Source organism: Streptomyces sp. NPDC050508 (assembly GCF_040655155.1).
Lineage (GTDB): Bacteria > Actinomycetota > Actinomycetes > Streptomycetales > Streptomycetaceae > Streptomyces.
Genome location: NZ_JBFAJJ010000013.1, coordinates 212,110 through 236,698, shown reverse-complemented (window position 1 = coordinate 236,698; position 24,589 = coordinate 212,110). Strand labels below are relative to the sequence as shown.

Genomic DNA, 24,589 nt, shown 5'->3' with positions numbered 1-24,589 from the left:
ACGAACATGGCTCAACGACGAGCAATCCTCAGCAGAACGACACTGACGGTGGCCCTCGCGCTCCTGGCGCCGCTCTCCCTGAGCGCCTGCGGTTCGAGCACCGGATCGTCCGGTGGCGCCGACACACTGCGGGTGATGGACTACTACGCCGATCAGCCCGACAAGGGGATCTACGCGAAGGTCCTGGACGCGTGCGGGCGGCAGAACGGCGTGAAGATCAAGCGGGAGGCCGTGGCCGGCCCGTCCCTGATACCCAAGGTGCTGCAACAGGCCTCGTCGCGGACCCTGCCCGACGTCCTGATGCTCGACAACCCGGACCTGCAGCAGATCGCCGCCAGCGGCGCCCTCGCCCCGCTCAGCGACTTCGGCCTGAAGGCGGACGGATACGCCAAGGGCGTGGTGGACGCCTCGACCTACCAGGGCAAGCTCTACGGCCTGCAACCGGTGACCAACACGCTCGGCCTCTTCTACAACAAGGACATGCTCGACAAGGCGGGGGTCAAGCCGCCCACCACCTGGGCCGAGCTCAAGTCGGCCGCCAAGAAGCTCACTTCGGGCAAGAGGTACGGCATCGCCTTCGCCGCACCGGCCACTTACGAGGGGACCTGGCAGTTCCTGCCCTTCATGTGGTCCAACGGCGGCGACGAGAAGGACATAGCAACTCCCCAGACCGCACAGGCACTTCAGCTCTGGGTGGACCTGGTCAAGGACGGATCGGCCTCGAAGTCGCTGGTCAGCTGGGCCCAGGCCGACGCCGACGACCAGTTCGCGGCGGGCAACGCGGCCATGATGATCAACGGCCCCTGGCAGTTCCCGATCCTCGACAAGAAGACGAGCCTGCACTACGGAGTCGTACAGATCCCCGCACCCAAGGCGGGCGGAACTCCCGTCGTCCCGTTGGGCGGTGAGACCTGGACCATCCCGCAGACCGGCAACGCACAGCGCCAGGCCAAGGCGGCCAAGGTCGTCGCATGCCTCAACTCCGACAAGAACCAGTTGTCGCTCGCCGAGCAGCGCCAGACCGTGCCGACGAAGACCGCGCTGATGGACAAGTTCGCCGCCGAGCAGCCCAGGATGAAGGCGTTCACCGAGCAGGTACGCAACGCACGTGCCCGCACAGGTGAGTTGGGCAAGGACTGGCCCAAGGCCGCCACCAAGATCTACACCGCGATACAGACCGCACTCACGCAGGGGGCGACTCCGGCGAAGGCACTGAAGCAGGCCCAGGATGGCTGACGTACTGCGCCGCGCGGTGCGGGCCAAGGGGCATACAGTGCAGGCCGCGGAGAGTGCCCCGGCGGGCCGGAGGCTCGGGAAGCTGGGGAAACACAACCGGCTGCGCCAGTCCCACGTACTGTTCCTGCTGCCCGCCCTGGCCTACATGGTGGCCTTCTTCGGTTACCCGGTCGTGAAGAACGTCGTGATGGGCTTCCAGCACTACACGACGACCACCTTCTACACCGGCCAGGCACCCTGGGTCGGTTTCGCCAACTACCGGGCCGTCATCTCGTCCTCCGTCTTCGACAAGGCACTCCTCAACACCGTGCTGTTCACGGTGGGTTCGATCGCGGGGCAGTTCCTCACGGGTCTGGCGATCGCCCTGTTCTTCCGCCGCCGGTTCCCGCTGAACGGCGTACTGCGCTCCCTGCTGCTGTTGCCGTGGCTGGTTCCGCTGATCGTCTCCAGCGCGGTGTGGCGGTGGATCCTCGACCAGGACAACGGCGTGCTCAACCGGTTCCTCGGCGCCCTGCACCTCGTACAGGACCGTCCCGGCTGGCTGACCAGCACCTCGCTGGCGCTGCTCGCGGTGATCGTGGTCAACATCTGGATCGGGATCCCGTTCAACGTCGCGATCCTCTACGGCGGACTGCAGGACATCCCCGAGGAGTTGTACGAGGCAGCCTCCCTGGACGGCGCCACGGGCTGGCGGGCGTTCCGGTACGTGACCTGGCCCCTGCTGCGGCCCGTGGTCAGTGTGGTGCTCGTCCTCGGCGTCGTCTACACGGTCAAGGTGCTGGACGTCATCCTCGGGCTCACCAACGGCGGACCGGCGAACGCGACCCAGACCATCGCCAGTCAGTCCTACCAACTCTCCTTCCAGCAGTTCGACTTCGGGCAGGGTGCCGCGCTCGGCAACATCCTCATCGTCATCTCGCTGGTCTTCGCCGTCCTCTACCTGCGCGCGAACCGCCGCGCCGTCGAGCAGTGAGGCCGTCATGGCAACCGTCACGCACACATCTGTCCCACCGGCCACGCACCCACCCGTCCACCGGCGACGTTCCCGTCAACGGCCATGGGGATACACCGCCATCGGCGCGCTGATCCTGGCCGTGATGCTGTTCCCGGTCTACTGGATGGTCAACGTCTCCCTCCAGCCGGCCAACACCGCTGTGAGCACGCCCTGGTTCCCGACCCACCTGAACTTCGACGGCTACGCCACCGCGCTGAGCCAGCAGGGGTCAAATCTCCTGACCAGCCTGGTCGTTGCGGTGGGGAGTGTGGTGTTCAGTCTGATCGTCGCGAGCCCGGCCGCGTACGCACTCGCCCACGTCAACGCACGCTGGGTCGGTCCGGTGCTGTTCGGGATCCTGATCAGCCAGATGGTCCCCGGCATCGTCGTCGCCAACGCGCTCTACAGCGCGTACAACGACCTCGGACTGCTCAACTCGATCCCCGGCCTGGTCCTGGCCGACTCCACCGCGGGCATCCCGTTCGCGATCCTGATCCTGCGGGCCTTCATGGGCAACATCCCCGCCTCGGTGATCGAGGCGGCCCGGGTGGACGGGGCGGGCAGGGTGCGGGCGTTCGTCTCGATCGTCCTGCCGATGAGCAGGAACGCCCTTATTACGGCGGGGCTGTTCACGTTCCTGTTCACCTGGAGCGACTTCCTCTTCGCCCTGACCCTGACGACGACCGAGGACGTCCGCCCCGTCACCCTCGGCCTCTACCAGTATCTCGGCGCCCACGTCAGCGACTGGAACGCGGTGATGGCCACCGCGACCCTCGCCTCGGTACCGGCTCTCGTACTGCTCCTGGTGGCACAGCGCTACATCGCCACCGGCGTGACCGGCGGAGCCGTCAAATGACCCGCCCCCAGGGCGACTTCGGAGAAAGGCAGAACACCCCTGTGACCACGTCTTCCACACCGCCCCTGGCCTCGGCCCCGATCCGCGTGACCGTGTGGGGAGAGAACCGCCACGAGAAGATCGAGGAGCACGTGGCCAAGATCTACCCGCAGGGCATGCACACCACGATCGCCGAGGGCATCAAGGAGAACCTCGGCGACGCCTGTACCGTACGCACCGCGACGCTGGACGATCCCGAACACGGCCTGACCGAAGAGGTGTTGGCCTCGACCGACGTCCTCACCTGGTGGGGCCACGCAGCCCACGCCGAGGTCTCCGACGAGGTCGTGGAACGGGTGCACCGGCACGTCCTGTCGGGCATGGGCCTCGTAGTCCTGCACTCCGGCCACTGGTCGAAGATCTTCGTCAAGCTCATGGGCACCAGCTGCACCCTGCGCTGGCGCAACGAGCACGACCGCGAACTGGTGTGGACGGTGAACCCAACGCACCCCATCGCCAAGGGAGTTCCGCATCCGCTCGTCGTCGAAGAGGACGAGATGTACGGGGAGTTCTTCGACATCCCCGTCCCGGACGAGCTGGTGTTCGTCAGCTCGTTCACGGGCGGCGAGGTGATACGCAGCGGCTGCACGTTCCGCCGCGGCCACGGCAGGATCTTCTACTTCAGCCCCGGCGACCAGGACTACCCCGTCTACCACAACAAGGACATCCGCCGGGTGATCGCCAACGGCGTCCAGTGGGCACGTACGGACCTGCCCGAACGTACCCACCCGGTGCTGCTGCGCTACGACACCGACGACTTCTTCAACGGCGTGGACTACTCGGGGCCGCTTCGATGACCGACCGAGCAACCCACCGGACCATCCCCTGCGGGCCCGACAACCCCCTGCGCGTGGTGGTGGTCGGCGCCGGCTCCATGGGCCAGCAGTGGCTGACCACCGTAACCGCCGCGCCCGAGGCCGAACTCGTCGGCATCGTCGACCTCGACCTGGACGCGGCCCGCCGATCCGCCATCGACCTGGGCCGGACGAACCTCCCGGTCGGCGCCGACGCGGTAGCGCTCGCGGCCGACACCGGCGCCCAGGCGATCATCAACGTGACGGTTCCGGTGGCCCACCACCCCGTCACCACCGCCGCGTTGTTCGCCGGGCTACCCGTACTCGGCGAGAAGCCGATCGCCGACACCCTGGCCCACGCCTTGTCCCTCGCCGCCGCGTCCGAGGCGAGCGGCGAGCTGTTCATGGTGAGCCAGTCCCGACGCTGGAATCCCCAACTCTTCGCTCTCCGCGGCATGTTGGAGGACCTGGGCGCGATCGGCACGCTCACGACCGAGTTCTTCAAGGCTCCGCACATGGGCGGTTTCCGCGAGGAGATGGCGTACCCGCTGCTGATCGACATGGCGATCCACGCCTTCGACTCGGCCCGTTTCCTGCTCGGCGCGGACCCGGTCTCCGCCTACTGCCAGGCATACAACCCGCCGTGGAGCTGGTACGACGGCGACGCCGCCGCGAGCGCCGTCTTCGAGATGGAGGGCGGTACGCGCTATGCGTACAACGGCAGTTGGTGCAGTCCGGGCGCCGAGACCTCGTGGAACGGAGTGTGGCGGGCGAGCGGCGAGAAGGGCTCGGCGCTGTGGGACGGCGACAACGAGCCCGTGCTCGTGGCCGACGTACAACCCGCCGAGCGGCCCCACTCCCCGTACTCCGACATCGCCGGAGCGCTGCGGGTCTTCGTCGAGTCACTGCGGACCGGCAGTGTGCCCATGGGTGAGGTGCACGAGAACACCATGAGCCTGGCGATGGTCGAGGCCGCGGTGGAGTCGGCCAGGAGCGGGCAACGCGTACTCGTCGACGACGTGCTCGACCAGGCGTACGCGGCGGCCGTGCGGGACGAGAAACGCACCGATGTACGTGCCGCGCTCGCCGGTTGGCCGTCGGTTCGCGGCGCCCTCACCCCGCACCGGACACCACCCGCCGCCGCTTCCGCCTGACGCCCTACCGATACGGAGACCCCGTGCCCCGCCCTTCCCCTGACCCCGTTCCCGGCCGCCCTCGCCTCGGGGTGGCGATGATCGGCCACTCGTTCATGGGAGCCGTGCACTCCCAGGCCTGGCGTACCGCGCCCCGAGTGTTCGACCTGCCCTTCGACGTCGACATGACCGTCGTCTGCGGCCGTGACCCGAAGGGCGCGGCACGGGCGGCCGAGCGGCTGGGGTGGGGCGGCTGGTCGGCCGACTGGCAGGAGGTGGTAGGCCGCGACGACGTGGACGTCGTCGACATCTGCACACCCGGCGACTCCCACGCCGACATCGCGATCGCCGCGCTGGCCGCCGGCAAACACGTGCTGTGCGAGAAGCCCCTGGCCAACACGGCCGAGGAGGCAGAGCGGATGGCCGACGCCGCGCAGGTCGCCGCAGTGGCCGGTGTCCGGTCGATGGTCGGCTTCAACTACCGGCGTGTGCCCGCGTTGGCACACGCCACGCGGCTGATCGCCGAGGGCCGGATCGGCGAGGTGCGGCACGTCAGGGCTCAGTACCTCCAGGACTGGATCGTCGACCCCGAGTTCCCGCTCGTGTGGCGGCTGCGCAAGGAGCGGGCCGGCTCCGGCGCGCTCGGGGACCTCGGGTCGCATGTCATCGACCTGCTCCAGCACATGACCGGAGAGTGGCTCACCGGAGTGTCGGCGACGCAGGCCACGTTCGTCACCGAGCGCCCCTTGCCGACGGAATCCGGCGGGCTCTCGGCCCGCGCCGGTGAACAGCGCGGCCAGGTGACCGTCGACGACGCGACCGCGTTCACCGGCCGGCTGGAAGGGGGCGCACTCGTCGTGGTCGAGGCGACCCGCTTCGCCACGGGACGCAAGAACGCGATGCGGATAGAGGTGAACGGCTCACGCGGGTCGATCGCCTTCGACTTCGAGTCGATGAACGAACTCCTGCTGTACGACGCCGACGCCCCCGAGACGGAGGCGGGATTCCGCCGGATCCTGGTCACCGAGCCCGCACACCCCTACCTCGGTGCCTGGTGGCCGCCCGGTCACGGCCTGGGCTACGAGCACGCGTTCGTCCACCAGGTCCACGACTTCGTGACAGCGGTGGCGGACGACGGGAGCGACCCGCGCCCGTCCTTCGCCGACGGCCTCCAGGTCCAGTACGTGATGCGGGCCGTCGAGCGCAGCGCCGCGGACTCCTCGCGCTGGACGAGCGTCGGCTGACCCCGTGGACGTCACCGGTTTCACGGCCACCCGCGCACCCGCAAGCTCACTACCAACAAAACAGGAAGCCAACCGGGTCCTGGCCGCCGGACGCGCACCCGTCGACACGGCTTCGCCCACCTCAAGAGCCGGCACACCCCGCCAAGCTGCACACCAGCCTTGTTGACCGGCGACTTTCAAGTGGTCTTGACATCGCCGGTTCGAACACAACAGGCTCGCGTTCCCGTTGCGAGATCGAGCCGTCGACAGGGGTGTGGAAGTGCAGGAGTTGGAGCGGATCACGGCTCGCCGGAGTGAACTGGACGCGCTCGCCGAGGAGTTGGGCAAGCAGTTGGCGGAGGTCCAGGCCGAGCGGGAGGAACTGGTGATCGCCGATCGGGTCCTGCGCCGGCTGGCCGAACAGGACCGGGCTGCGCGGGAGGCCGCCGCGGTCGTCGCACCGACAGCGGCCCGGGAGGCATACGGCTACCACCTCTACGAGGACCACGCCGCGGGCCGGAAGTTCCGGACGTTCCTGCACGGGCGGGCCTGGACGGCGCACGCCGAGGGCCCGAAAGCATTGTTCGATCACGCGGTGGGCTGGTTGCGTCGGCATCGGGTGCTGCTGCCCAGGGTGAGTGTGCTGGCCCGGCAGATCGCCGAGGTTCGGCGGATCGCGGACAAGAGGCTGCACACGACGGTCGCCAAGGCGGCCCGGCGGGCCGATCCGGCTCTGCCCGGGGACCTGGTGGGCGTATCCAGGACGGAATGGAGGACCAGATCGGATCGCTCGGCCTGCTTCTGAACGCCGTGGAGCTCTGGACGACGCGGTACATGGAACATGGACGCCGCCGTCGCCCAGCTCCGTGCTGAGGGCCACGAGATCCGCGACGAGGACGTCGCCCGCCTGTCCGCGCTCAAGCACTCCGCAAGCGGCCGGGCTCGACGACGAAGAGGACGGCGGACAGGACTGACCGGGCGGTGGGTCAGAGGGCGAACTCGACGGGTTCCTTGCCCTGCGTGACGAGGCACTTCCACAGGTCGCTGGGGTTGCCGGTGGAGGCGTTGCGGAACTCCTCCCAGTACCAGTCGGCGCCCAGGAGCTGCTTGACGCGGGGTACGGCGACTCCGTCGGGTCCGGTGTAGTAGCGGACCTTCTCGATCTTGCCGTCGGTGACCGCCTGATAGATGGCCTTCGCGGTCACGGCCGGGCTGGAGCCGGTGCCCTGCATGCTGAAGAAACGCTGCATGCCGGACTGGTAGTCCTCGGGAATGTCGCCCGCCTGGTCGATCTTTGTAAAGATCCGTGTGGCGTGGGCGCCCGGGAAGACCGCCTTGACCGAGACGCCGAAGTCGGCCATCTCGACGTTGAGGCCCTCGGAGAAGGCCGCGACCGCGGCCTTGGAGGCGGCGTAGACGGCGGTGTAGGGGTAGCCCTGGTCGGCGCTGATCGAGGAGATGTTGACGATCACGCCGGAACGCTGCTTGCGGAAGTGCGGCAGGAAGGCTTTGGTCAGGGCCATCAGGCCGAAGACGTTGGTCTGGAACTGGTCATGGATCTGCTCCATCGATGCGGCCTCGACAGGGCCCATGTGGTAGTAGCCGGCGTTGTTCACCAGTGCGTCGATGCCTCCGAACCGGGCGGCAGCCTGTTCGGCGAAGGCAGCATCGGCGCCCTCGTCGTTGACATCGAGCAGGAGGGTCTTCACGTTCGGCAGGTCGTTGTGGAGGGCGAGGTCCGTCTCCTTACGGACGGTCGCCACGACGTTCCAGCCCTGGGACGCGAACAGGCGGACGCTGTCGCGGCCGAAGCCGGAGGTGGTGCCGGTGATGACAACGGTGCGGTTCATGAGAGGGACTCCTTCGTGACTTTCTGTGCTGGATCGGTAGATGTGCGTCTGCGCTCGGCTTGAAAGGGAGAGCGCAGACGCTTCGCGTCGGCTCCGCAGGTCGCCGTTCGCAAAAGTCCTCTCGAAACCGGCGTGTTGTGCGAGGCACTTCTGAGAGGCCGCCGCCATGGATCTCAGTGCGTTGTGGCAAACCGGATCTTGTTCGAGACGTCGGGGCGGGGGACCGTCTGGACGGAGGTGGGGATGCGGCCGCGGGCATGAAAGAAGGGGCCCCTTGGTAGTGACGCGGTTACGACACCCAGCACAACCAAGGAAGCCCGTTGCCCGATCAGTTGGGCAGCATCTCTGTGCCTGCGTCCACCACGGTCATCCCTGCGTGTGCCCGTCCCCGCCCCTGCCGTTGCCCGGACGAGCCCGGTCCACGAACACTGCGGTGCCGCCTCCGACGACGGCACCGCAGCGGGCTATTCGAGGTTCTGGTTGGCGGCGACGGCGCGTTCGAGAAGCGCGGGGTCGGCGAGGGTGGCGGGGTGGCGGAGCATGTAGGAGACGTCGTTGAAGGAGCAAGCGACGCTGCCGTCGACGATGCTTGCGCCGATGACCTGCTGAAGTGCCCAGCGCTGCCGACGTACGTCCTCGGGGGGCTCGACGCCGGCCAGCGCGTCGAGGCGGGCGCTGTCGCCTCCGGCGGATACCGCCCATGCCGCGTCGACAACCAGTTGCTGCAGAGCGAAGAAGTCGGTGGCGGGCCGGGTGAGGTCGGGGTCGCCGGCGAGGTATGCCGACAGGCAGGAGCCGTGGAGCGCGGCTGAGGACATGCCCTGGCCGTAGACCGGGTTGAAGGAGGCCACCGCGTCGCCGACGACCACCAGGCGTGCGGGGAAGCGCCCCAGGCCGGTGAAGTGACGCCGCCTGGATTCGGCCTGGTGGTAGGTGACGATGTCGCGGGTGACGGCGCCGGCGGTGGCCTGGGCGAAGACCGGAAGCAGTGCGGCGCAGGCCGCGCGGAAGTCGTCGATGGTCCTGCCGGGCCGGTCGTCTCCGTAGCCCATCAGCATGACGAGCCACTGCTTGTCCTCGACAGCGTTGGCGGCGGCGACGGACACCCCGTCGGGCCCGGCTCCCGGGCTGCAGAGCGCCAGTGCGCAGGGCACGTCGAGGTCGGTGAACTGCACGTCGCGTTCGAACAGGGCGGTGGCGTAGTTGATGGGGCTTTCCAGCCGCTCAAGGGCGGGCTTGTCGTAGCCGTCCTGGCTGATCCACTCCGAGAGCCTGCTGCCGCGCCCCATCGCGTCCACGACGAAGTCGGCCGCCAGGGTGTGCTCGGCGGTGCCGTCGGTGTAGGAGACGGCGCTGACCGCGCCGTCTCGGTACGACAGGCCCGTCGCCCGGCCCCGCACCAGGGAGACTCCGGGCCGGGCGAGGACACGGGCACGGATGCGGGCTTCGAGGAAGGGCCGGCTGCAGGTGAGCAGGTGGTGATCGGCGTGGCTGGGCGCCTGCGGGTGACCGTCGAAGGCGGTGAGGACCCTGCCCGCGCCCGCGTCGGCCAGGACGGCGCCCATGTCGAGTGCTTCCTGGGTGAATCCGGGCAGCCACCGCTCGACCCATCGGTGGCCGGCCGGCAGCAGCGTGTGCACCTGGTGGTCCTGCGGCACACTGGGACGTGACTGGCCTGTGGCCGGCAGCTCGTCGCGCTCGATGATGACGACACGGCGTGCGTGGTCGGACAGTACGCGCGCTGCCAGCAGCCCGGCGATGCTGCCGCCGATGACGCAGGCGGTGTCGAGCTTCGGCGTGGAGGCAGCGGGTGGTGCTGCCGCAACGAGTCCGTCGAAGGCGGATATCACAGAGTCGGACATGGGCGAAGTTCCTTAGCGGTACGGGCCGTTGCGCGGCGTGCAGGGTGAACCAGGAACACGCTAGGGTCCCTCGCGTGCCGCGACATTGGACCTGCGTGCCGCTGGCGATGGACTTTCGTGCCATCGTGCGTGGACCGGCAGTGGCTCCGCGCACGGCCGACCGCAGGTGTCGGCATAGTGGGGTGAGCCAATCAGGAGGTGGTACGACGCCATGCAGCCCGATGACGGCCCCGGCCGGTTCGCCATCGACATCACCGTGCCCTACGCCGATCAGAGCAGGAACGACGTCCTGCTCAGCGAGTGGCAGCGGCAGGCCGGCGGCCTGGTACCCGCGCCTCCGCTGAGTCTGCCGCGGCGCAGCGAGGGGGCGTACTCGGTGCGTATCAGGCAACGTCCGATCGGGGGCCTGGTGGTGGAGGACCAGTACAGCGACGCTGTCACGGGCAGCACCGGAGGTCCCGACGGCCACTTGGAGGACCGGGTGGTGCTCCACGCGACGTTCCGGGGGAGCTGGCTGTTCGCCTCGGCGCGCCGGACGTCGACGGTCGGCGCGGGGCTGCTGTGCGTCCGGCGCAACGACGCGCCGTGGGACTTCGAGGTTCAGCGGGGCACGCGTGCGCTGATGCTGCACGTGCCGGCTCGGGACGTCGATCTGCGCGGTCCCGGCAGGCTCGCCACAGCCGCGCAGGACACGCTGGCTGCCCGGTTGCTCCTGGCCCACCTGCGCACGTGTGCCGACCTGCCGGGCGATCCGGGCCACGCGGCGCGCAACGCGACGGTGGAGTTGCTGAACGGCTTGCTGCGGGGTCAGTGCATCGACGACGAGGCATTCTCCCCTGCCCTGGTGGCCGCCGCGAAGGAGTGCATTGAGGCTCGGCTGCTCATCGACGCCGATCTGACTCCTCGGACGATCGCCGCCGCGCTGCACGTATCGGTGCGGACCCTGTACCGTGCCTTCACCCATGAGGGGACGTCCGTCATGGGCTACGTACGCCGGCGGCGTCTGGAGCGCGCCAGAGCGGAGCTGACCTCGACCTGCTGGACGCTGTCCGAACTCGCCGCACGCTGGCACTTCGGCGACAGCAGCCACTTCATCAGGGCCTATGCCAAGGAGTTCGCCGAGACTCCGTCGGCCACCCGCCGCCGAAGCCTGTCCAGCCGGGGAGGCGAGTGAACTCATTGCGCAGACCGATGATCAGACCGTCCGGACCGACCGTCGCGTGTTCAACTCCGGCTACGGTGATGACAGTGCCGTCTGTCAGGCGGGCCGCGCACACCCAGTGAGAGTGTGCAAGCTGAAGTTGCTGGTCACGGGTCTGGTGTGCGTGGGCATCGGGGTGTTCGTGCTGGTCGCTTGCAGATGACTTCGGTGGAGATCGTCGGTCACCGGGAGACTTCGCGGTTCGTGAGGACCAGCAAGGCTCGGACCAGGGCGGTCGCCCAGGCGGGGTCGGTGCGTACCTTGCCGAGCACGCGCCAGTTCTTGAGGTGGGCGAGGCCATGCTCCACCGGTGCCCGGACCGCTGCTAGCGCGGTGTTCGACAGCTTCTGGCCGCAGGTCAGGGGTCGGTTCCCGGCGGCCTCGCAGCCGGTGATCACTGCCGGGTCGGTGTCGGGACAGCTGTCGTCGAGGCCGACGAAGCCCAGGTCGGCGATGGCTCCGCGTCCGGTCCGCCCGCAGCTTGGCGGTGAGCTGGTCGTGTCGGCAGGCGGTGATCTCCGAAGTCCGTCCGGGCCGGCCGTCGAGGCCCACAGCAGTGCCCCCGGCGGGAGTTGAGTTTGGTGTGAAGAAAAACAACCATGCCGTCGAGGGCCCTGACGGCCTTGTCTGCACTGCCCGCCTGCCGCTGTCGAGTGCCACCCCGAACTGGCTCGCCGACCTGATACGCGGCCACCTGAAGAAGATCGGGTCACGGTGGCGGGCCCTGTCCGCGGGGAAGATCGCCACCATCGTGCTTGCGGTACTGCGCTGTGACCAGCGGCCGGGCGATCTGGCCGGCGCCATTTACGCGCCGTCGGCGCCCGCCTCCCCACACCTACGAGCGTGCGGTGCACCTGCCGTCGGGACGCTTGCGCAGCCAGCCGCGGTCGTCGAGCTTGGTCATCTTCGCCCGCAACGGTTCCAGCTTCCCGCGCACCGTCACCTCAAGGCCCAACTCCTCGCCGACCGCCCTGACCTGAACCGGGCCATCAGCGGCCCGCACTACCGCAAGGATCTTGCGGTAGTGGGCGGGCAACGCGGTCTCGTCGCTACTCTCGCCGCAGTGGGGGATCAGCAGCACCGCCCGCCCCGCCTCCCGGGCCGCTGTCGGTGCGACGACCGCGGCGGCCTCCCGCGCAGCCCGGTCCTGTTCGGCCAGCCGGCGCAGGACCCGATCGGCGATCACCAGTTCCTCCCGCTCGGCCTGGACCTCCGCCAACTGCTTGCCCAACTCCTCGGCGAGCGCGTCCAGTTCACTCCGGCGAGCCGTGATCCGCTCCAGCTCCTGCACCTCCACACCCTCCCCGCGCTCTCCTGGCGCACCGGCCCGGTCACGGATCGTGGGAGCGGCACGGCAGTCGGAGCAGCAGAACCCGGCAGCGGCCCCGGCCGACAGGTCGGACGATCTTCACCATCGACACCCGCCCACGACCAGCCCGAGCATCCCGAACCCCGCGCACACCAGACCCGTAACCAGCAACTTCACGATGCACAGTGCTCACTGCGGTCACCCCTCCGACCGCCGAAACCGCCCCGCTCCCACCAGCGCAGCATCGCGAGGCCATGAACACAGCCACGGTCAGCAGGCTTCATCCCACCGAGTGAAGATCACCAACAGTATCCGGAATCGCGGCCAGCACGAATTTCCTGACCGCCGACACGAGCGCGGTCGCGTCGTAGCTGGACCATCCCTTCAGATGCCCTGCACAGGGGAACCAACTGGCCGTCACCCGCACTCGCGTTGCCCAGGGTGCGTGCCAATTCTGCGTCCAACCCGACGCCGACCGACTTGCCGTACGCGCCACGCGCCGATGCCGATGAGGGGCCTGAACTCCCGCTCTTTGCCCACCAGATCCCGCACGTTGGCGGTCTCGCCCACGGCCTTCGCAGGGAGCCGGCGCGGATCTCTTTCATCACCGCGTCCGAGTGCCGGAACGTCGCGCCGCTCCTCCGCGCTCCCCACCCACCGGACGACCCACGGAGAACCGGCCCAAACTGGACACCAAGGCTTCCGCAGTCTTCTCCACCTGCCGGTCGCACTTCGCCGGCGCCATCGGCCATGTCCTTCCGGCGTGTGTCTCGGCGCCCCACTCCTGGAAGACCGCCGCCGATCGTGAGAGCTCTGGTTCTGTGGATAGAGTTCAGGCATCAGGGCTCTTTGAGGTAACGGTCCGGCGTTCGGCACACGGCTACGCCGGGCAGTGTGCAACACACTGAAAGTGAAGAATTGATCATGAGCAACGTCTACTTCGACATCACCATCGACGGCGCCCCCGCGGGCCGCATCGTCTTCAACCTCTTCGACGAGGTCGTCCCGAAGACCGCCCGGAACTTCCGCGAGCTGGCCACCGGGCAGAACGGCTTCGGTTACGCGGGTTCCGGCTTCCACCGTGTCATCCCGCAGTTCATGCTTCAGGGCGGCGACTTCACCAACCACAACGGCACCGGCGGCAAGAGCATCTACGGTGAGAAGTTCGCGGACGAGAACTTCGACCTGAAGCACGACCGCCCGTACCTGCTGTCGATGGCGAACGCCGGCCGTAACACCAACGGCTCGCAGTTCTTCATCACCACCGTCGTCACCTCGTGGCTCGACGGCAAGCACGTCGTCTTCGGCGAGGCTGTCGAGGGCCAGGAGATCATCGACAAGATCGAGTCCCTGGGCTCGCAGTCGGGCTCCACCAAGGCCAAGATCGAGATCGCCGCGTCCGGCGTCGTCGAGGGCTGAATCAGATCCGTGCCCGATCGTGACGGCACGGGATCGCGTCACGCAAGGCACGCACGCACGGCCTGAGGCGGTGAGCGGCGCCACCGCCCGTGTCCGGTTCAGACCGGTGACGGGCGAACAGCACGACTCCATACGTCGGGCCCCGGGGATCACCTCTGATCCCCGGGGCCCGCTTTGTTCCCGTGCCAGGGCAACTCGCCCCCTCGACCGCTGAGACCTCACCCGGTGGCGGTCGCCGGAAGCACGCCGCGGGCACCGGACGATGCAACCGCCGCTGGTGGGCGACTCGCCGCAGCCGCTCGCGCTGCCGTTGCCGTCTCCGACTGTTTGCAAGCACTTCTTTGGGCGCCGGCGCACCAGCGTTTCGGAACTCCACTGACGTACCAAGTTGATCTGGCTCCACCGGTATGACAACAGAGGTCAGGCCAGGGTCAAGAGGGCCTGCGCGTGACATCTTGCGGCGTGATCGGACAGGGGACGACTGCGCTCTGGACTGGTAAGCGGGTACGTATGCGCGGTATCGAGCCCGAGAACTGGACGGCCGTTCGGTAGCCGGGCCCTCAACATCGCGCCGAAAATCGCCCTGGTCGGGCACGTCAGAGGAACTGGAGCACCTCGGCCAGCGCGCCGGGACGCTGGTCAACCGGCACGGGATCGACCAGGTGGACCCGGCACCCCAGCATGGCAGCGCCGACGTCTGCAACAGGTTCGTCTCCCACCATGAGTGCATCGCCTGGCGCCACTCCGAGCCTGTCGCACGCCATCTGGAAGATCCGGGGATCGGGCTTCTTCACCCCGCACTCGAAGGAGAGGAAGTAGGCGTCCACGAGGTCATCGACACCGTGGTCGCGGAAGACAGGGCGCATGTCCCAGCCGATGTTGCTGACGACAGCGACCGGGATGCCCCGCCCGCGCAGGGCGCGGAGGGTTTCCTCGGTGTCGGGATAAGGCAGCCATGCCCCGGACACCTGGGAACGTTCATACAGGGCCTCGGCCAGGTCAGCCGCAGGCAGTTTCGCTTCCTGGGTAAGGGCTGTGAAGGCAGCCCGGTGTCGTTCGGCGGTCAGATCGCGCTCCCGCCACAGCGCCTCCAGATGGGGCGGCACTTTGCGCGGAGGAACCCCTCCGGGCTGAGCCCCGAACTCTTCCAGCCGGCTGACGCACGCGTCGAGTTCGCCCTCGGGCACGTCCAGACCGGTCTCCGTTGCCACCGCGCGCAGCCACTGAGCGGCCGATTCGATCCGGAAGAGGGTCCCGGAGAAGTCGAACATCACACCCTTGATCATGCAGTCGATCCTGGCGGCGCCGACGAGCCGGCCGCAAGCCCAAGACGATCAAGATCTGCAACCCGAGCAATCCACCAACGCCCTCAGACCCTTAACGTCCGAATCAACTAAGGAACAAGAACCACGCTGGTCGCTACGGCGGCTTACCGACGACGTGCTCTCTCTGGGGTAAGTGCGCTACTCCGTCCGCCCGGCGACGGCAGGGTTTGTGTGTCGATCACGGTCATGTCGGTAGGCCGGGATGGGTTTGTCGCGTACGGAGCTGTTCGCTGCGATCCGGAGGGGAGGGACAAGCGCCTTGATCCGGAACTGTCGCAGCAGGTTCTGGCGGAGAAGTACGGAGTGCATCGCCGGACAGTAAGGCAGGGCCTTCTATCTGCCGCTCCGCCGCCGCGGATGAAGCCAGCACCGCGGGCCACTGGCTTGGACCCGGCAAAGCCGTGGATCGACGCGATGCTGCGGGAAGACGCGAGTGCGCCGCGCAAGCAGAAGCACACGGCCCGCCGGATCCATCAGGGTCCTGCCCAGGGGTACGACTTCGACCTGGTGTCGAACTCCGCGGTCTGTAACTACGTGCTGGCCAGGCGCCCGCAGATCGAGGCCGAGGTGCCGGAGGGCCGCCGGCACCTGACGGGCATGGTCCCGCAGGTCCACCTGCCCGGTGAGGAAGCCGAGGTCGATCTCGCCGATGCCTGGGTCTGCCTGGCGGGCCAAGTCGTCAAGTGCCACCTGTTCACGCTGCGACTGTCGTCTTCCGGCAAGGCCGTCAGTTCGCTGCCCAGTCCGCCCTCTGCTGGAATGCGACTCGAACCTCGCCTCGCTGCCGGCCGTGCAGACCCACCGCACCAGCCTCACTCGCGAGGCCGCCATCAGCCTCTACGCCGCCGCCGGTGTGCCGCTCAAGCAGCGCATCGCCGCCCGCTCCCAGACCATCCACACGGTTGCCTTCAACCCCGGCGGATTTCACCGCAACGGAACCCGTCTGCTCACCGCAGGGGTCGCCGGGGTGCGGGTATGGGACGTCGCAGCCGCTCACCAGGAGAGTCGACGTTCGACAGCGGACAGCCGCTCGGAGGCCGTGGGTATCGTTCGTGGGCGGGCAACAGCGGTCAACAGCACAGGACGAGTGTGGGACGTGGCTGCCGGCCGCGTCACGACCACCCTCACTGCCCCCTCGGCAACCGAAATGCTGGTGGCCTTCTGCCCGGACGGCACCACTGTCGCCACCGGCGACGACGGCACCGTACGGCTCCGGGACACCTCCACCCGGTACGCCAGAACTACGTTCATCGGCCTCACCGGTGCGGCGGAAACCCTGGCATTCAGTTCCGCCGGCCGCACACCGCAACATCTGCAAGGCCGTTCGCCGCGACCTCACCGGACAGGAAGGATCCCTGTACCTGCCGGCCCGGATGACCGGCCCGGTGTGCCGGAACACCACATGCCCATGAACTGGGCAACACGTTCTCCTGCCGCTCTGCCCAGCTGCGGCGTGCCCCCGCATCCTCTGTTCGATTGCCTTGGGCGCACCCACGTCAGGAGGCGGAACGGTGCAGCCGTCGGCGGTGTCGGCGGAGGCACCGTCCGATCGAATAGTTGCCAACCTCGATCACCTGTGACCGTTTTCCGCGAGAGGGTTTGGAGCCGCGTTCGGGCCGTGCAGGATGGGACCGTGGTAGGCAACCTCCCTGTCGTGACGACCAGCTTCGTCGGGCGTGAAAGCGAACTCGACGCAGTCAAGAAGGCGTTGACCCGGCATCGCTCGGTCACCCTCACCGGTGGCGGTGGTGTGGGCAAGAGCCGCCTGGCACTGCGCGTCGCGGAGGAGGTGCGGGGCCGGTACGCCGACGGGGTCTGGTGGGTCGACCTGTCCCACCTCTACGACGATCGGCTGTTCACCGCCACGGTCTGCGACGCGGTCGATCTCCTGGATCACAATCCGCGCGCCCCGGTCGAGGCCCTGTGCGAGTGGCTGACCGGCCGGCAGGTTCTGCTCGTCTTCGACTGCTGCGAACGAGTGCTGCCTGCCTGCCTCCTCCTGGTGAGCGAACTCCTGGCCGCCGCACCCGGGTTGACCGTCATCGCCACCAGCAGACAGCCGATCGGCGTCCGGGACGAGCAACGCATCGAGGTGGCCCCGCTCTCCACGGACGAGGACGGCAACGGAGACGCGGTGCGCCTGTTCCACGAGCGCTGCGCCTCGGCCGCCCCTGCGCTGTCCCTCGACTCCCCCGACACCGCCGAAGCCGTCTCCGCCATCTGCCGTCGCCTGGAGGGAATCCCGCTCGCCCTCGAACTCGCCTGCGCGCGGCTGCGGGAGAACAGCCTCACCGAGATCGCCGAGCGCCTCGGCTCACGGCTCGACACGCTCGTGGACGACACGGTGTGGCCCCGGCGCCACCGAGCCCTTCGCACGGCGATCGGCTGGAGCCATGAACTGTGTTCTCCGCTGGAGCGTCTGCTGTGGGCCAGGCTCTCCGTCTTCCGCGGCCCTCTCGAAACAGCGGACGCGCGGTCCGTCTGCGCCGGCGGCCCTCTCAGCGCCGACGCCATCCCTCGGCTTCTGGAGCGGCTCGTCGACCAGTCCGTCCTCCAACAGGTGGGCACCCGCTACCGCATGCTCGACACGCTGTGCGAGTACGGAGCCATGTGGCTCGCGGAACTCGGCGAGGAGCATGCCCTCACCCGGCTCCATGCCGCGTACTTCGCCACCATGGTGGGTGAGGCCGAGGCCGGCTGGCTCAGCGACCGGCAGGTCGCCTGGTACGCGCGGATCTCGGCGAGCCACGCCGACATACGCGCCGCGCTCGACCACTTCATCGAGGCAGATCCCGACGCCGCTGTCGAAATGGCCGGCCGCACGGGCCTGTTCTGGCCCTGCTGCGGACATCTCCACGAATCCCGTGACTATCTCGAACGCGCCCTGGCTCTCGACTCGCCCAAGGGCCCGTCCCGTACCCGCGCGCTCTGGGCCCTGGGTATCACGCTCACCCTCCAGGGCGACCACCGAACCGCCCTGCGCATCGGGGAGGAGTGCGCCGTCGCGGCGCGCCAGGACGGTACCCCGCAGTCCGAGCTCTTCGCCGCCCACACCCTCGGCCTCACCCACCTCATGGCGGGCCGACCCCAGGCCGCGTACGACGTGTGCGACCACGCCCTGATCGCCCACGGCACGTCGCCACCGTCGGGCGCGCCGCAGCTCTGCTGCATGGTGATCCGGATCTTCGCCCACTCCGCACTGGGCCGACTGGCCGAGGCCTACGAGGCGGCCATCGCCCTGCGCCGGCTCAGCGTCCGGTACGGGGAACACTGGGCGAGGTCGTACGCGTTCCACCAACTCGCCTTCATAGACCTCGTCCAGGGTCGTGCGCACGACGCCGAACGTCATGCCCGGGCCATGCTCACCAGCAAGCACAACCTCAACGACAACCTCGGAATCGCCCTCGCCCTCGACCTCCTCACCGGAGCGAACGCGATGCAGGGCAACGGCATCGCGGCCGCCCGCACATCCGGCACCGGGAACACCTTCTGGCGCATGCTCGGCCACCCGAATCACGGCACACCCGAACTCTCCGCGGTCCGGGACGAATGGGAGCTGCAAGCCCGCAAGGCGGTCGGGGACAACGCCTACGACAAGGCCTTCCACAACGCGCTGAACGACGACGCGGAACTCGGCCTCGCCCTCGTGATGCAAGGCCCTCTCCCCTCCTGACCGTCGGCCTCACGGGGGCCGAATTCGAGGGGCGGGGTCATGGCTGGAGTCGCATCCCTCAGGCCGAGGCTCCCGGGTGCGACTGGTCGGTCGCCAGCAGCAGGGCCAGAACGCCGAGGGCGGATCCCGTGACGTAGCGCTGTACCCGCAGCCAGGTGGGGCGGGTGGCGAAGAACCGCGGAATCAGCGAGAGGTACAGCAGGGCGATCTTGGGGTTGAGGAGGTTCGTGACCAGCCCCATGGTGAAGAGCCGACGGGTGGAGGTGTCCGCGACCTCGCGCGGGGCGAAGGCGGACGCGCCGTCGGATCTGAAGGCCTGCCAGGCCAGCCGGCCCAGATAGGCGGCGCCCGCGATCTTGAATGACGTGTACAGCACGGGGACGGTTCTCAGCACGGCCATCAGGCCGAGGTTCGCCACCACCACGAAGACCAGGGCGCCGACCGCGACCCCCGCCCAGCGACACCACCCCGGCGCGGCGGCCCTGGGCGATGCTCCGCGAGACCATGTACATCATGTTCGGCCCGGGAGTGAATACGACGCCGAGCGATATCACGGCCACGCTGATCCCGTTGCCCGGTTCACCGTCGGTGCTCCCCGCCACCGCCGGAAGGCCGTGCCCCAAGACGGCGAACGGGCTTCCAGACAAGCTTCCCGGAGTCGGGCACGACGGCGTTGCCGGTGATGTGATCGGCCGTCGAGGGAAAGTCCTCGCGGTAGTGCGCCCCGCGTGACTCCTCGCGGAGCAGCGTGGACTCGACGATGAGCCGGGAGGCCAGAAGGAGGTTCTCCAGGTCCAGACACATCTGTACCTGGACCGCCGCCCGCGGTCCGGAGGCGATGTCGAGCTTCTCCCGGCGCTCGTCCAGCGCCGCGATCGTCTCCGTCATCGCCAGGAGGTCACAGGCCGTCCGGATCGGTCCGGCCTTCAAGTACATCTCCCGCCGCAGGAGTTGGAGCAGGACCTCGGGGCAGGCGCCGTCCGGGGAGACGTCCATGCGGTAGGGCCCGGTGACCCGGATGTGCTGTTCCCCCGGCGCTGTCGGCGAACCTGTACCGGCGTTGCGGGTCGCCGCAGCCCACAGCGCGGTGGCGGTGTAGACGGTGAACGCCGCCACGTCAGGGGGGTCCGCAGCGATGGCGGCGCGTACCTCGTCCCATGGGACATGGCTCAAGTCGAGGTATTTCCAGGCGAGTTCGGGGACGTACCGCTCCTGGTAGGTGATCATCTCGACCAGGCCGGAGTGCGGGTAGACCGTCCCCTCGTTCCGGTACCGCTCCTGGCCGTCCACCCCGTCCACGAGGGCACCGCCGCCGGAGTGGCCGCCGCGGTGGGCCGAGGTGAGCGGCAGGGCGAAATACCAGACGGAGGGGACGGCGGAGGCGGGACGAGGGCCGGAACCCGTACCCGAGCCCATACGCGAACCGGCGCCGGTGCCGCCGGGCGGAGGGAACTCCCACTGGAACCGACCATCGATGCCGACGACTTCCTCCACCGGCTCCAAGCCCATGTCCACGACGTCTCCATCCACAGTCGGCATCAGGAGCGCCCCAGCGTCTTCGCCCCCCTCTCGGGCCTGTCACGGGCCGTTCCACTGAGCGGACTGGTCACCTACTGGTGCCGTCGTTTCGGGAGCCTGTGTGCGAGGGTGGCCACGGGAGAGAGCTCGTTCGGCTGCGTGGTTCGGTTCCTCCTTCTCAGCTCAGTTGCTCGGCCAGACCGACGATGATGCCCTCCGGGCCGCGGACGTAGCAGAGCAGATAGCTGTCCTCGAACCGGGCGATCTCACCGACGAGTTCGGCACCGTGAGGGCGCAGGCGGGCAACGGTGTCCTCGATGTCGTCGACGGCGAACATGACACGGTGCGTGCCCAGAATGTTGTGCGGCCGGTTGCGCGGCCCGGCGCTGATCGCCTCGGGGCTGCGGTACTTCGCCAGTTCGAGCCGGCTGTGACCGTCCGGGGTCCGGACCATCGCGATGTCGCAGCGGACGCCGTCGAGTCCGGTGCACTGGTCGGCGACGAGGCCCTCGATCTGCGCCCTGCCCTCCAGTTCCATACCGAGTTCCACGAAGAACGCGATGGCGGCATCCATGTCCTCGACGACGATGCCGACGTTGTCCATCCGTTGAATCGCCATGCCGGTTTCTCCTTCTTCCCTGTACTTCCTCGTGCGGCCGGTGGTGGCCGCTGATGTCCCTGGGACGGAGCCGGTGACACGTTCTCGACATTCTCAGACAGCCGAGTTCTGAAAAATCTGGCTCCCGCGGAGGCTGCCGTTGCGTTGTGTGCGGTTCAGCGGATTGCGGTGCGCAGCCGGTGCTGTGTCTCGTGCATCAGGTCTCGTGCCTTGGCTGCGTGGGTCCCGACCAGGGTGCCGTCACGTTTGGCGAATTTCCCGCCGACCAGGACCGTCTCGACGTCGGCCGGGCCGGCGCCGAGCCCGAGCATCGCGACCGGGTCGCCGAAGCCGTCCAGGTGGGGCGAACGCAGGTCGATGATGGTGATGTCGGCCTGCTTGCCGGGGGTGAGCGACCCGGTCCGGTCGGCGAGCCCGAGTACCCGGGCACCGCCGAGCGTGGCCAGCCGCAGCATGTCCCGCTGGTGCAGTGCGACCTCCTGCACGAGCTCGTTGCGGGCGAGGGACTCGGCGTTGGCACGCGAGCGTTCCGCGGCCAGCGCGAGCCGCATCTCGGAGAACAGGTCGGTCCCGGCGCTGCAGACGGTGTCGACCCCGAGTCCGGAGACGATGTCACGTTCCAGAGCTCGCCCGGTGGCCGGGTAGGTGCCGAACTGCATCAGCATGTCCGTGCTCGGGGTGATGGTCACGGTCCCGCCCGAGGCGGCGATCAAGTCCATCTCCTCGTCGGTCAGTTGGTTGGCGTGGATGTAGTTGACGTCCGGGCCGAGCAGCCCGTCCCGGTGTAGCGAGGTGACCGCGTCCGCGGTGCCGGCCATCCCGACGTGGATCGAGATCGGCAGGCCGAGTTCGCGGGCGAAGGCGAAGTCCTGGCGGTTGCGCTCCGGGGAGGTGAAGCACGGCCCGCGCAGCGCCATACCCATCCGCAGCCGTCCGCTGCCGCTGTTGCCGGGGAAATGCTCGTCGCGCATGCGCCGGGCGTCGAGCGGGTGCGGTGGGTTCGGGTCGTCGCCGGCCGGACCGGGACCGCCGTAGAAGAACAGGCCGCGGATTCCGGATTCGCGCAGGCCGCGCAGGTTGGCGTCGGCGTGGTCGGCCGACTGCAGTGCGTGGGCCCAGTCGCCGATCGTGGTGATTCCCGCGTCCAGCGCCTGCAGCGCTCCCCACAGCGTGCCGGCATGGATGTCAGCCGCAGTGTGTTTGAGCGAGATCCCGGTCAGGACAGCCGGTCCGTAGCCGTATCCGGTCATCTGCGGGGTGAACCCGGCGATCGCGCCCTGCCAGACGTGTCGGTGCGTGTCGATCAGGCCCGGGATCACCAGCCGACCCTGCGCGTCGACGACCTCGGTGTCCGGCCCGGGGCGCAGGCCGACACCGATCTGCGTGATGACACCGTCCTGGACTCGCACGTCACCACCGGGCACATCGCCGAGCGCGTCGTCGAACGTCACGACGTGGCCACCGGTGATCAGGATTTCTTCGGACATCGTTGGATAGCTCCGTTTCAGTTGACTCGACGTTGAGATGACAGGGCCGGCCGTATCGGGACCGGGCAGGGTCATCGCGACGCGCGGATCGAGGCGCCGGTGAGTTCGGCGCAGTAGTCGAGCAGGGCGTCCTGAACCGTCGCCTCGTGGGCCTCGGCGGGTACGGAGCGTTGCTCCTGGTGGTAGAAGTGCCGGCCGGTGACGTTCGCGGTCTCGTCGTCGCTGACGGCGAGCCACGCCTGGGTCACCGGGGCCCGGCCCAGGTCGTCGGGTGCGCCGGGGCCGCCCATCTTGGTCGCGACCCAGCCGGGTTCCACGGAGTTCGACAGCACGTTGGGCCATCGCCGCGCGACACCGAGCGCGAGCAGGACATCGAACAGCTTGCTGTCGCTGTACGCCTGCGCCCCGTTCCAGCGCCGGTCGGTCCACTGCGGATCGGACAGATCCGCGTGCCCACCGCGAGCCATGCCCGAACTGAGGTAGACCAGCCGATCCGGTCGCGTCATCAACGCGGTCAGGAGGTAGGGCGCGAGCACATTGACCGTGAACAGCTGGGACAGGCCGTCGACGGTCTCGACACGACGCGGCTCGCGGTAGCCGAGGCCCGCGTTGTGGATGACGGCGTCGAACCGGCCCGCCGCGTTCGCTTGGCTGGCCACCGACCGGATCCCGTCGAGGGATCCCAGATCGCCCACCAGTACGTTCGCGGCAGCGGGCAGAATCGCACGGGTATGTGCGGCTCGCGCGGTGTCGCGAGCGTGCAGTGTCGCCGTGTGGCCTTGGCCGATCAGCAGGCGACCGGCCATCAGGCCGAGGCCGTCGGCGGATCCGGTGATCAGGACGTGAGGCATCGTCGCACCTCCCTGAGGGCGTTCGAAATGTGTCTCGGGTCGTCGATCAGAACGCCGGCGACAGGTGGGAACCGGGATCCCGGCCCGCTGTCCCGGCACGTCCACTGTCGATCTACCGGGGTCGCGCTGTCCAAGACCCTTTGCGTCCCCTGCGATGCCCGCAGGGCATCAACGCGGCTCAGCTCGATTCACCGGCGGATCCCGACGCGTAATGCTCCGCGGGCATCACAGAGCACGAAACAGGTCTTGGACGGGACCGGCGATCAGGCCGCACGGTGGAGTCGAACCTGATCAACAGCGAACCTGATCAACAGCGAGGGACGGCATGAGAATTTTCCTGACGGGTGGTTCCGGCTACATCGGCCGGGCCACGATTGCCGAACTGGTGCGACGAGGCCACTCCGTGGAGGCGCTGGCGCGCAGCGAGCAGTCGGCACACGCCGTGACAGGCGCCGGGGCGGTCGAGGTGCGCGGTGGACTCGCCGACCTGGACGTGCTCAACCACGCGGCCGCACGCGCCGAGGCGGTGATCCACCTCGCGCAGGCCAGCTCCGCGGGCATGGATCTCGCCGCGGCCACGGCCATGCAGGACGGCGTCGGGGCCGGACCCTACGTGCACACCGGTGGCACCTGGGTCTACGGCGACACCGACGGCGTACAGGACGAAAGCGCACCGTGGAATCCACCCAGCGTGGTGGCATGGCGCAGGCCGGTCGAGGACGCGGTCTCGGCACGCGCCGCCGAAGGCGGTCGCCCCGTCGTCGTGCAGCCCGGGCTGCTCTACGGGGGCGACAACCGGCTGATCGAACATTTCTTCATCGCGCCGGGTAAAATCAGGGGTGCCATTCCGTACATCGGTGACGGCGCCAACCGGTGGGGGCTCGTACACATCGACGACATGGCCACGCTCTACGTCGCCGCACTCTCGGCGAAGGCGGGATCGGTCTACATCGGGGTCGGCGAGGGCCACCCGACGATGAAGCAGGTCGCCGAAGCGGCGGCGCGCGGTGCCGGGCTCGACGGCAAGACGGCATCGATCACGCTGGAGCAGGCCCGCGCCGAGATGGGGCCCGTCGCGGACGCGTTCGCGCTGGACCAGCGCCTCACCTCGGCGAAGGCCCGCCGCGAGCTGGGCTGGGCACCGACGCACGGTGACCCGCTCGCCACCTTCGAGCGCGGCTGATCACCCGGAGGAACCGT

At 68.6% G+C, this 24,589-nt stretch carries 18 protein-coding genes and 4 pseudogenes; 12 read left to right on the top strand and 10 right to left on the bottom strand.

Translation table 11 applies throughout. The features are described 5' to 3' along the window. Positions 1 to 6 precede the first annotated feature (6 nt). The 7 genes and pseudogenes from AB0I69_RS33025 to AB0I69_RS32995 all read left to right on the top strand — a co-directional run. Complete coding sequence (locus tag AB0I69_RS33025) at positions 7 to 1,236, top strand: sugar ABC transporter substrate-binding protein (RefSeq protein WP_363099408.1); 1,230 nt, start codon at positions 7 to 9, stop codon at positions 1,234 to 1,236. Beyond that, on the top strand, positions 1,229 to 2,209 hold the full coding sequence (locus tag AB0I69_RS33020; protein ID WP_363099407.1) for a sugar ABC transporter permease: 981 nt from the start codon (positions 1,229 to 1,231) through the stop codon (positions 2,207 to 2,209). The genes AB0I69_RS33025 and AB0I69_RS33020 overlap by 8 nt, the downstream gene beginning before the upstream one ends. Before the next feature lie 7 nt (positions 2,210 to 2,216). Then, positions 2,217 to 3,086 (top strand): carbohydrate ABC transporter permease, encoded by an 870-nt coding sequence (locus tag AB0I69_RS33015; RefSeq protein WP_363099406.1) that lies wholly within the window; start codon positions 2,217 to 2,219, stop codon positions 3,084 to 3,086. Continuing rightward, a complete protein-coding gene (locus AB0I69_RS33010; RefSeq protein WP_363099405.1) occupies positions 3,083 to 3,922 on the top strand; it encodes a ThuA domain-containing protein in 840 nt (279 codons plus the stop codon). Before AB0I69_RS33015 ends, AB0I69_RS33010 begins: the two co-directional genes overlap by 4 nt. Further along, the gene (locus AB0I69_RS33005) at positions 3,919 to 5,073 is read left to right on the top strand and encodes a Gfo/Idh/MocA family oxidoreductase (protein WP_363099404.1); all 1,155 of its coding nucleotides are present in this window, start codon (positions 3,919 to 3,921) and stop codon (positions 5,071 to 5,073) included. Before AB0I69_RS33010 ends, AB0I69_RS33005 begins: the two co-directional genes overlap by 4 nt. A gap of 77 nt (positions 5,074 to 5,150) precedes the next feature. Next, positions 5,151 to 6,296, top strand: a complete 1,146-nt coding sequence (locus AB0I69_RS33000; RefSeq protein ID WP_363099491.1) for a Gfo/Idh/MocA family oxidoreductase — start codon at positions 5,151 to 5,153, stop codon at positions 6,294 to 6,296. Between the two features lie 358 nt (positions 6,297 to 6,654). After that, a pseudogene (locus AB0I69_RS32995) lies at positions 6,655 to 6,945 on the top strand (DUF4158 domain-containing protein); the annotation flags it as partial. Between the two features lie 316 nt (positions 6,946 to 7,261). Here the strand turns inward: AB0I69_RS32995 and AB0I69_RS32990 are convergent. Further along, a complete protein-coding gene (locus AB0I69_RS32990; protein WP_363099403.1) occupies positions 7,262 to 8,125 on the bottom strand; it encodes an SDR family NAD(P)-dependent oxidoreductase in 864 nt (287 codons plus the stop codon). A gap of 464 nt (positions 8,126 to 8,589) precedes the next feature. Next, on the bottom strand, positions 8,590 to 9,987 hold the full coding sequence (locus AB0I69_RS32985) for an FAD-dependent monooxygenase (protein WP_363099402.1): 1,398 nt from the start codon (positions 9,985 to 9,987) through the stop codon (positions 8,590 to 8,592). 211 nt (positions 9,988 to 10,198) lie between these two features. Here AB0I69_RS32985 and AB0I69_RS32980 point away from each other — a divergent pair, with 211 nt between their 5' ends. Beyond that, complete coding sequence (locus AB0I69_RS32980) at positions 10,199 to 11,161, top strand: AraC family transcriptional regulator (RefSeq protein ID WP_363099401.1); 963 nt, start codon at positions 10,199 to 10,201, stop codon at positions 11,159 to 11,161. 209 nt (positions 11,162 to 11,370) lie between these two features. Here AB0I69_RS32980 and AB0I69_RS32975 read toward each other — a convergent pair. Continuing rightward, a pseudogene (locus AB0I69_RS32975) lies at positions 11,371 to 11,751 on the bottom strand (transposase family protein); the annotation flags it as partial. Positions 11,752 to 11,771: 20 nt separating this feature from the next. On the opposite strand from AB0I69_RS32975, the pseudogene AB0I69_RS32970 reads away from it, so the two are divergent. Further along, positions 11,772 to 11,984 (top strand): annotated as a pseudogene (locus tag AB0I69_RS32970) (IS5/IS1182 family transposase); the annotation flags it as partial. A 39-nt stretch (positions 11,985 to 12,023) separates the two neighbouring features. Here the strand turns inward: AB0I69_RS32970 and AB0I69_RS32965 are convergent. Continuing rightward, positions 12,024 to 12,479, bottom strand: coding sequence for a hypothetical protein (locus AB0I69_RS32965; RefSeq protein WP_363099490.1), 456 nt, complete (start codon positions 12,477 to 12,479; stop codon positions 12,024 to 12,026). A gap of 942 nt (positions 12,480 to 13,421) precedes the next feature. Between AB0I69_RS32965 and AB0I69_RS32960 the strand changes: the two genes are divergently transcribed. Continuing rightward, positions 13,422 to 13,916: a peptidylprolyl isomerase gene (locus tag AB0I69_RS32960; protein WP_201050892.1), complete on the top strand. Its 495-nt coding sequence runs from the start codon at positions 13,422 to 13,424 to the stop codon at positions 13,914 to 13,916. A gap of 596 nt (positions 13,917 to 14,512) precedes the next feature. Here AB0I69_RS32960 and AB0I69_RS32955 read toward each other — a convergent pair. Continuing rightward, on the bottom strand, positions 14,513 to 15,202 hold the full coding sequence (locus AB0I69_RS32955) for an HAD-IA family hydrolase (RefSeq protein ID WP_363099400.1): 690 nt from the start codon (positions 15,200 to 15,202) through the stop codon (positions 14,513 to 14,515). 1,693 nt (positions 15,203 to 16,895) lie between these two features. On the opposite strand from AB0I69_RS32955, the gene AB0I69_RS32950 reads away from it, so the two are divergent. Next, positions 16,896 to 18,914, top strand: a complete 2,019-nt coding sequence (locus tag AB0I69_RS32950; RefSeq protein WP_363099399.1) for an NB-ARC domain-containing protein — start codon at positions 16,896 to 16,898, stop codon at positions 18,912 to 18,914. A gap of 58 nt (positions 18,915 to 18,972) precedes the next feature. Here the strand turns inward: AB0I69_RS32950 and AB0I69_RS32945 are convergent. From AB0I69_RS32945 to AB0I69_RS32925, 5 genes and pseudogenes are all read right to left on the bottom strand, one after another. Beyond that, positions 18,973 to 19,429 (bottom strand): annotated as a pseudogene (locus tag AB0I69_RS32945) (LysE family translocator). 64 nt (positions 19,430 to 19,493) lie between these two features. Next, positions 19,494 to 20,423, bottom strand: coding sequence for a hypothetical protein (locus AB0I69_RS32940; RefSeq protein WP_363099489.1), 930 nt, complete (start codon positions 20,421 to 20,423; stop codon positions 19,494 to 19,496). 187 nt (positions 20,424 to 20,610) lie between these two features. Beyond that, the gene (locus tag AB0I69_RS32935) at positions 20,611 to 21,051 is read right to left on the bottom strand and encodes a VOC family protein (RefSeq protein WP_363099398.1); all 441 of its coding nucleotides are present in this window, start codon (positions 21,049 to 21,051) and stop codon (positions 20,611 to 20,613) included. Between the two features lie 155 nt (positions 21,052 to 21,206). After that, positions 21,207 to 22,538 (bottom strand): amidohydrolase family protein, encoded by a 1,332-nt coding sequence (locus AB0I69_RS32930; RefSeq protein WP_363099397.1) that lies wholly within the window; start codon positions 22,536 to 22,538, stop codon positions 21,207 to 21,209. 71 nt (positions 22,539 to 22,609) lie between these two features. Continuing rightward, positions 22,610 to 23,389, bottom strand: a complete 780-nt coding sequence (locus tag AB0I69_RS32925) for an SDR family NAD(P)-dependent oxidoreductase (protein ID WP_363099396.1) — start codon at positions 23,387 to 23,389, stop codon at positions 22,610 to 22,612. A 325-nt stretch (positions 23,390 to 23,714) separates the two neighbouring features. Here AB0I69_RS32925 and AB0I69_RS32920 point away from each other — a divergent pair, with 325 nt between their 5' ends. Continuing rightward, complete coding sequence (locus tag AB0I69_RS32920; RefSeq protein ID WP_363099395.1) at positions 23,715 to 24,572, top strand: NAD-dependent epimerase/dehydratase family protein; 858 nt, start codon at positions 23,715 to 23,717, stop codon at positions 24,570 to 24,572. Positions 24,573 to 24,589 lie beyond the last annotated feature (17 nt).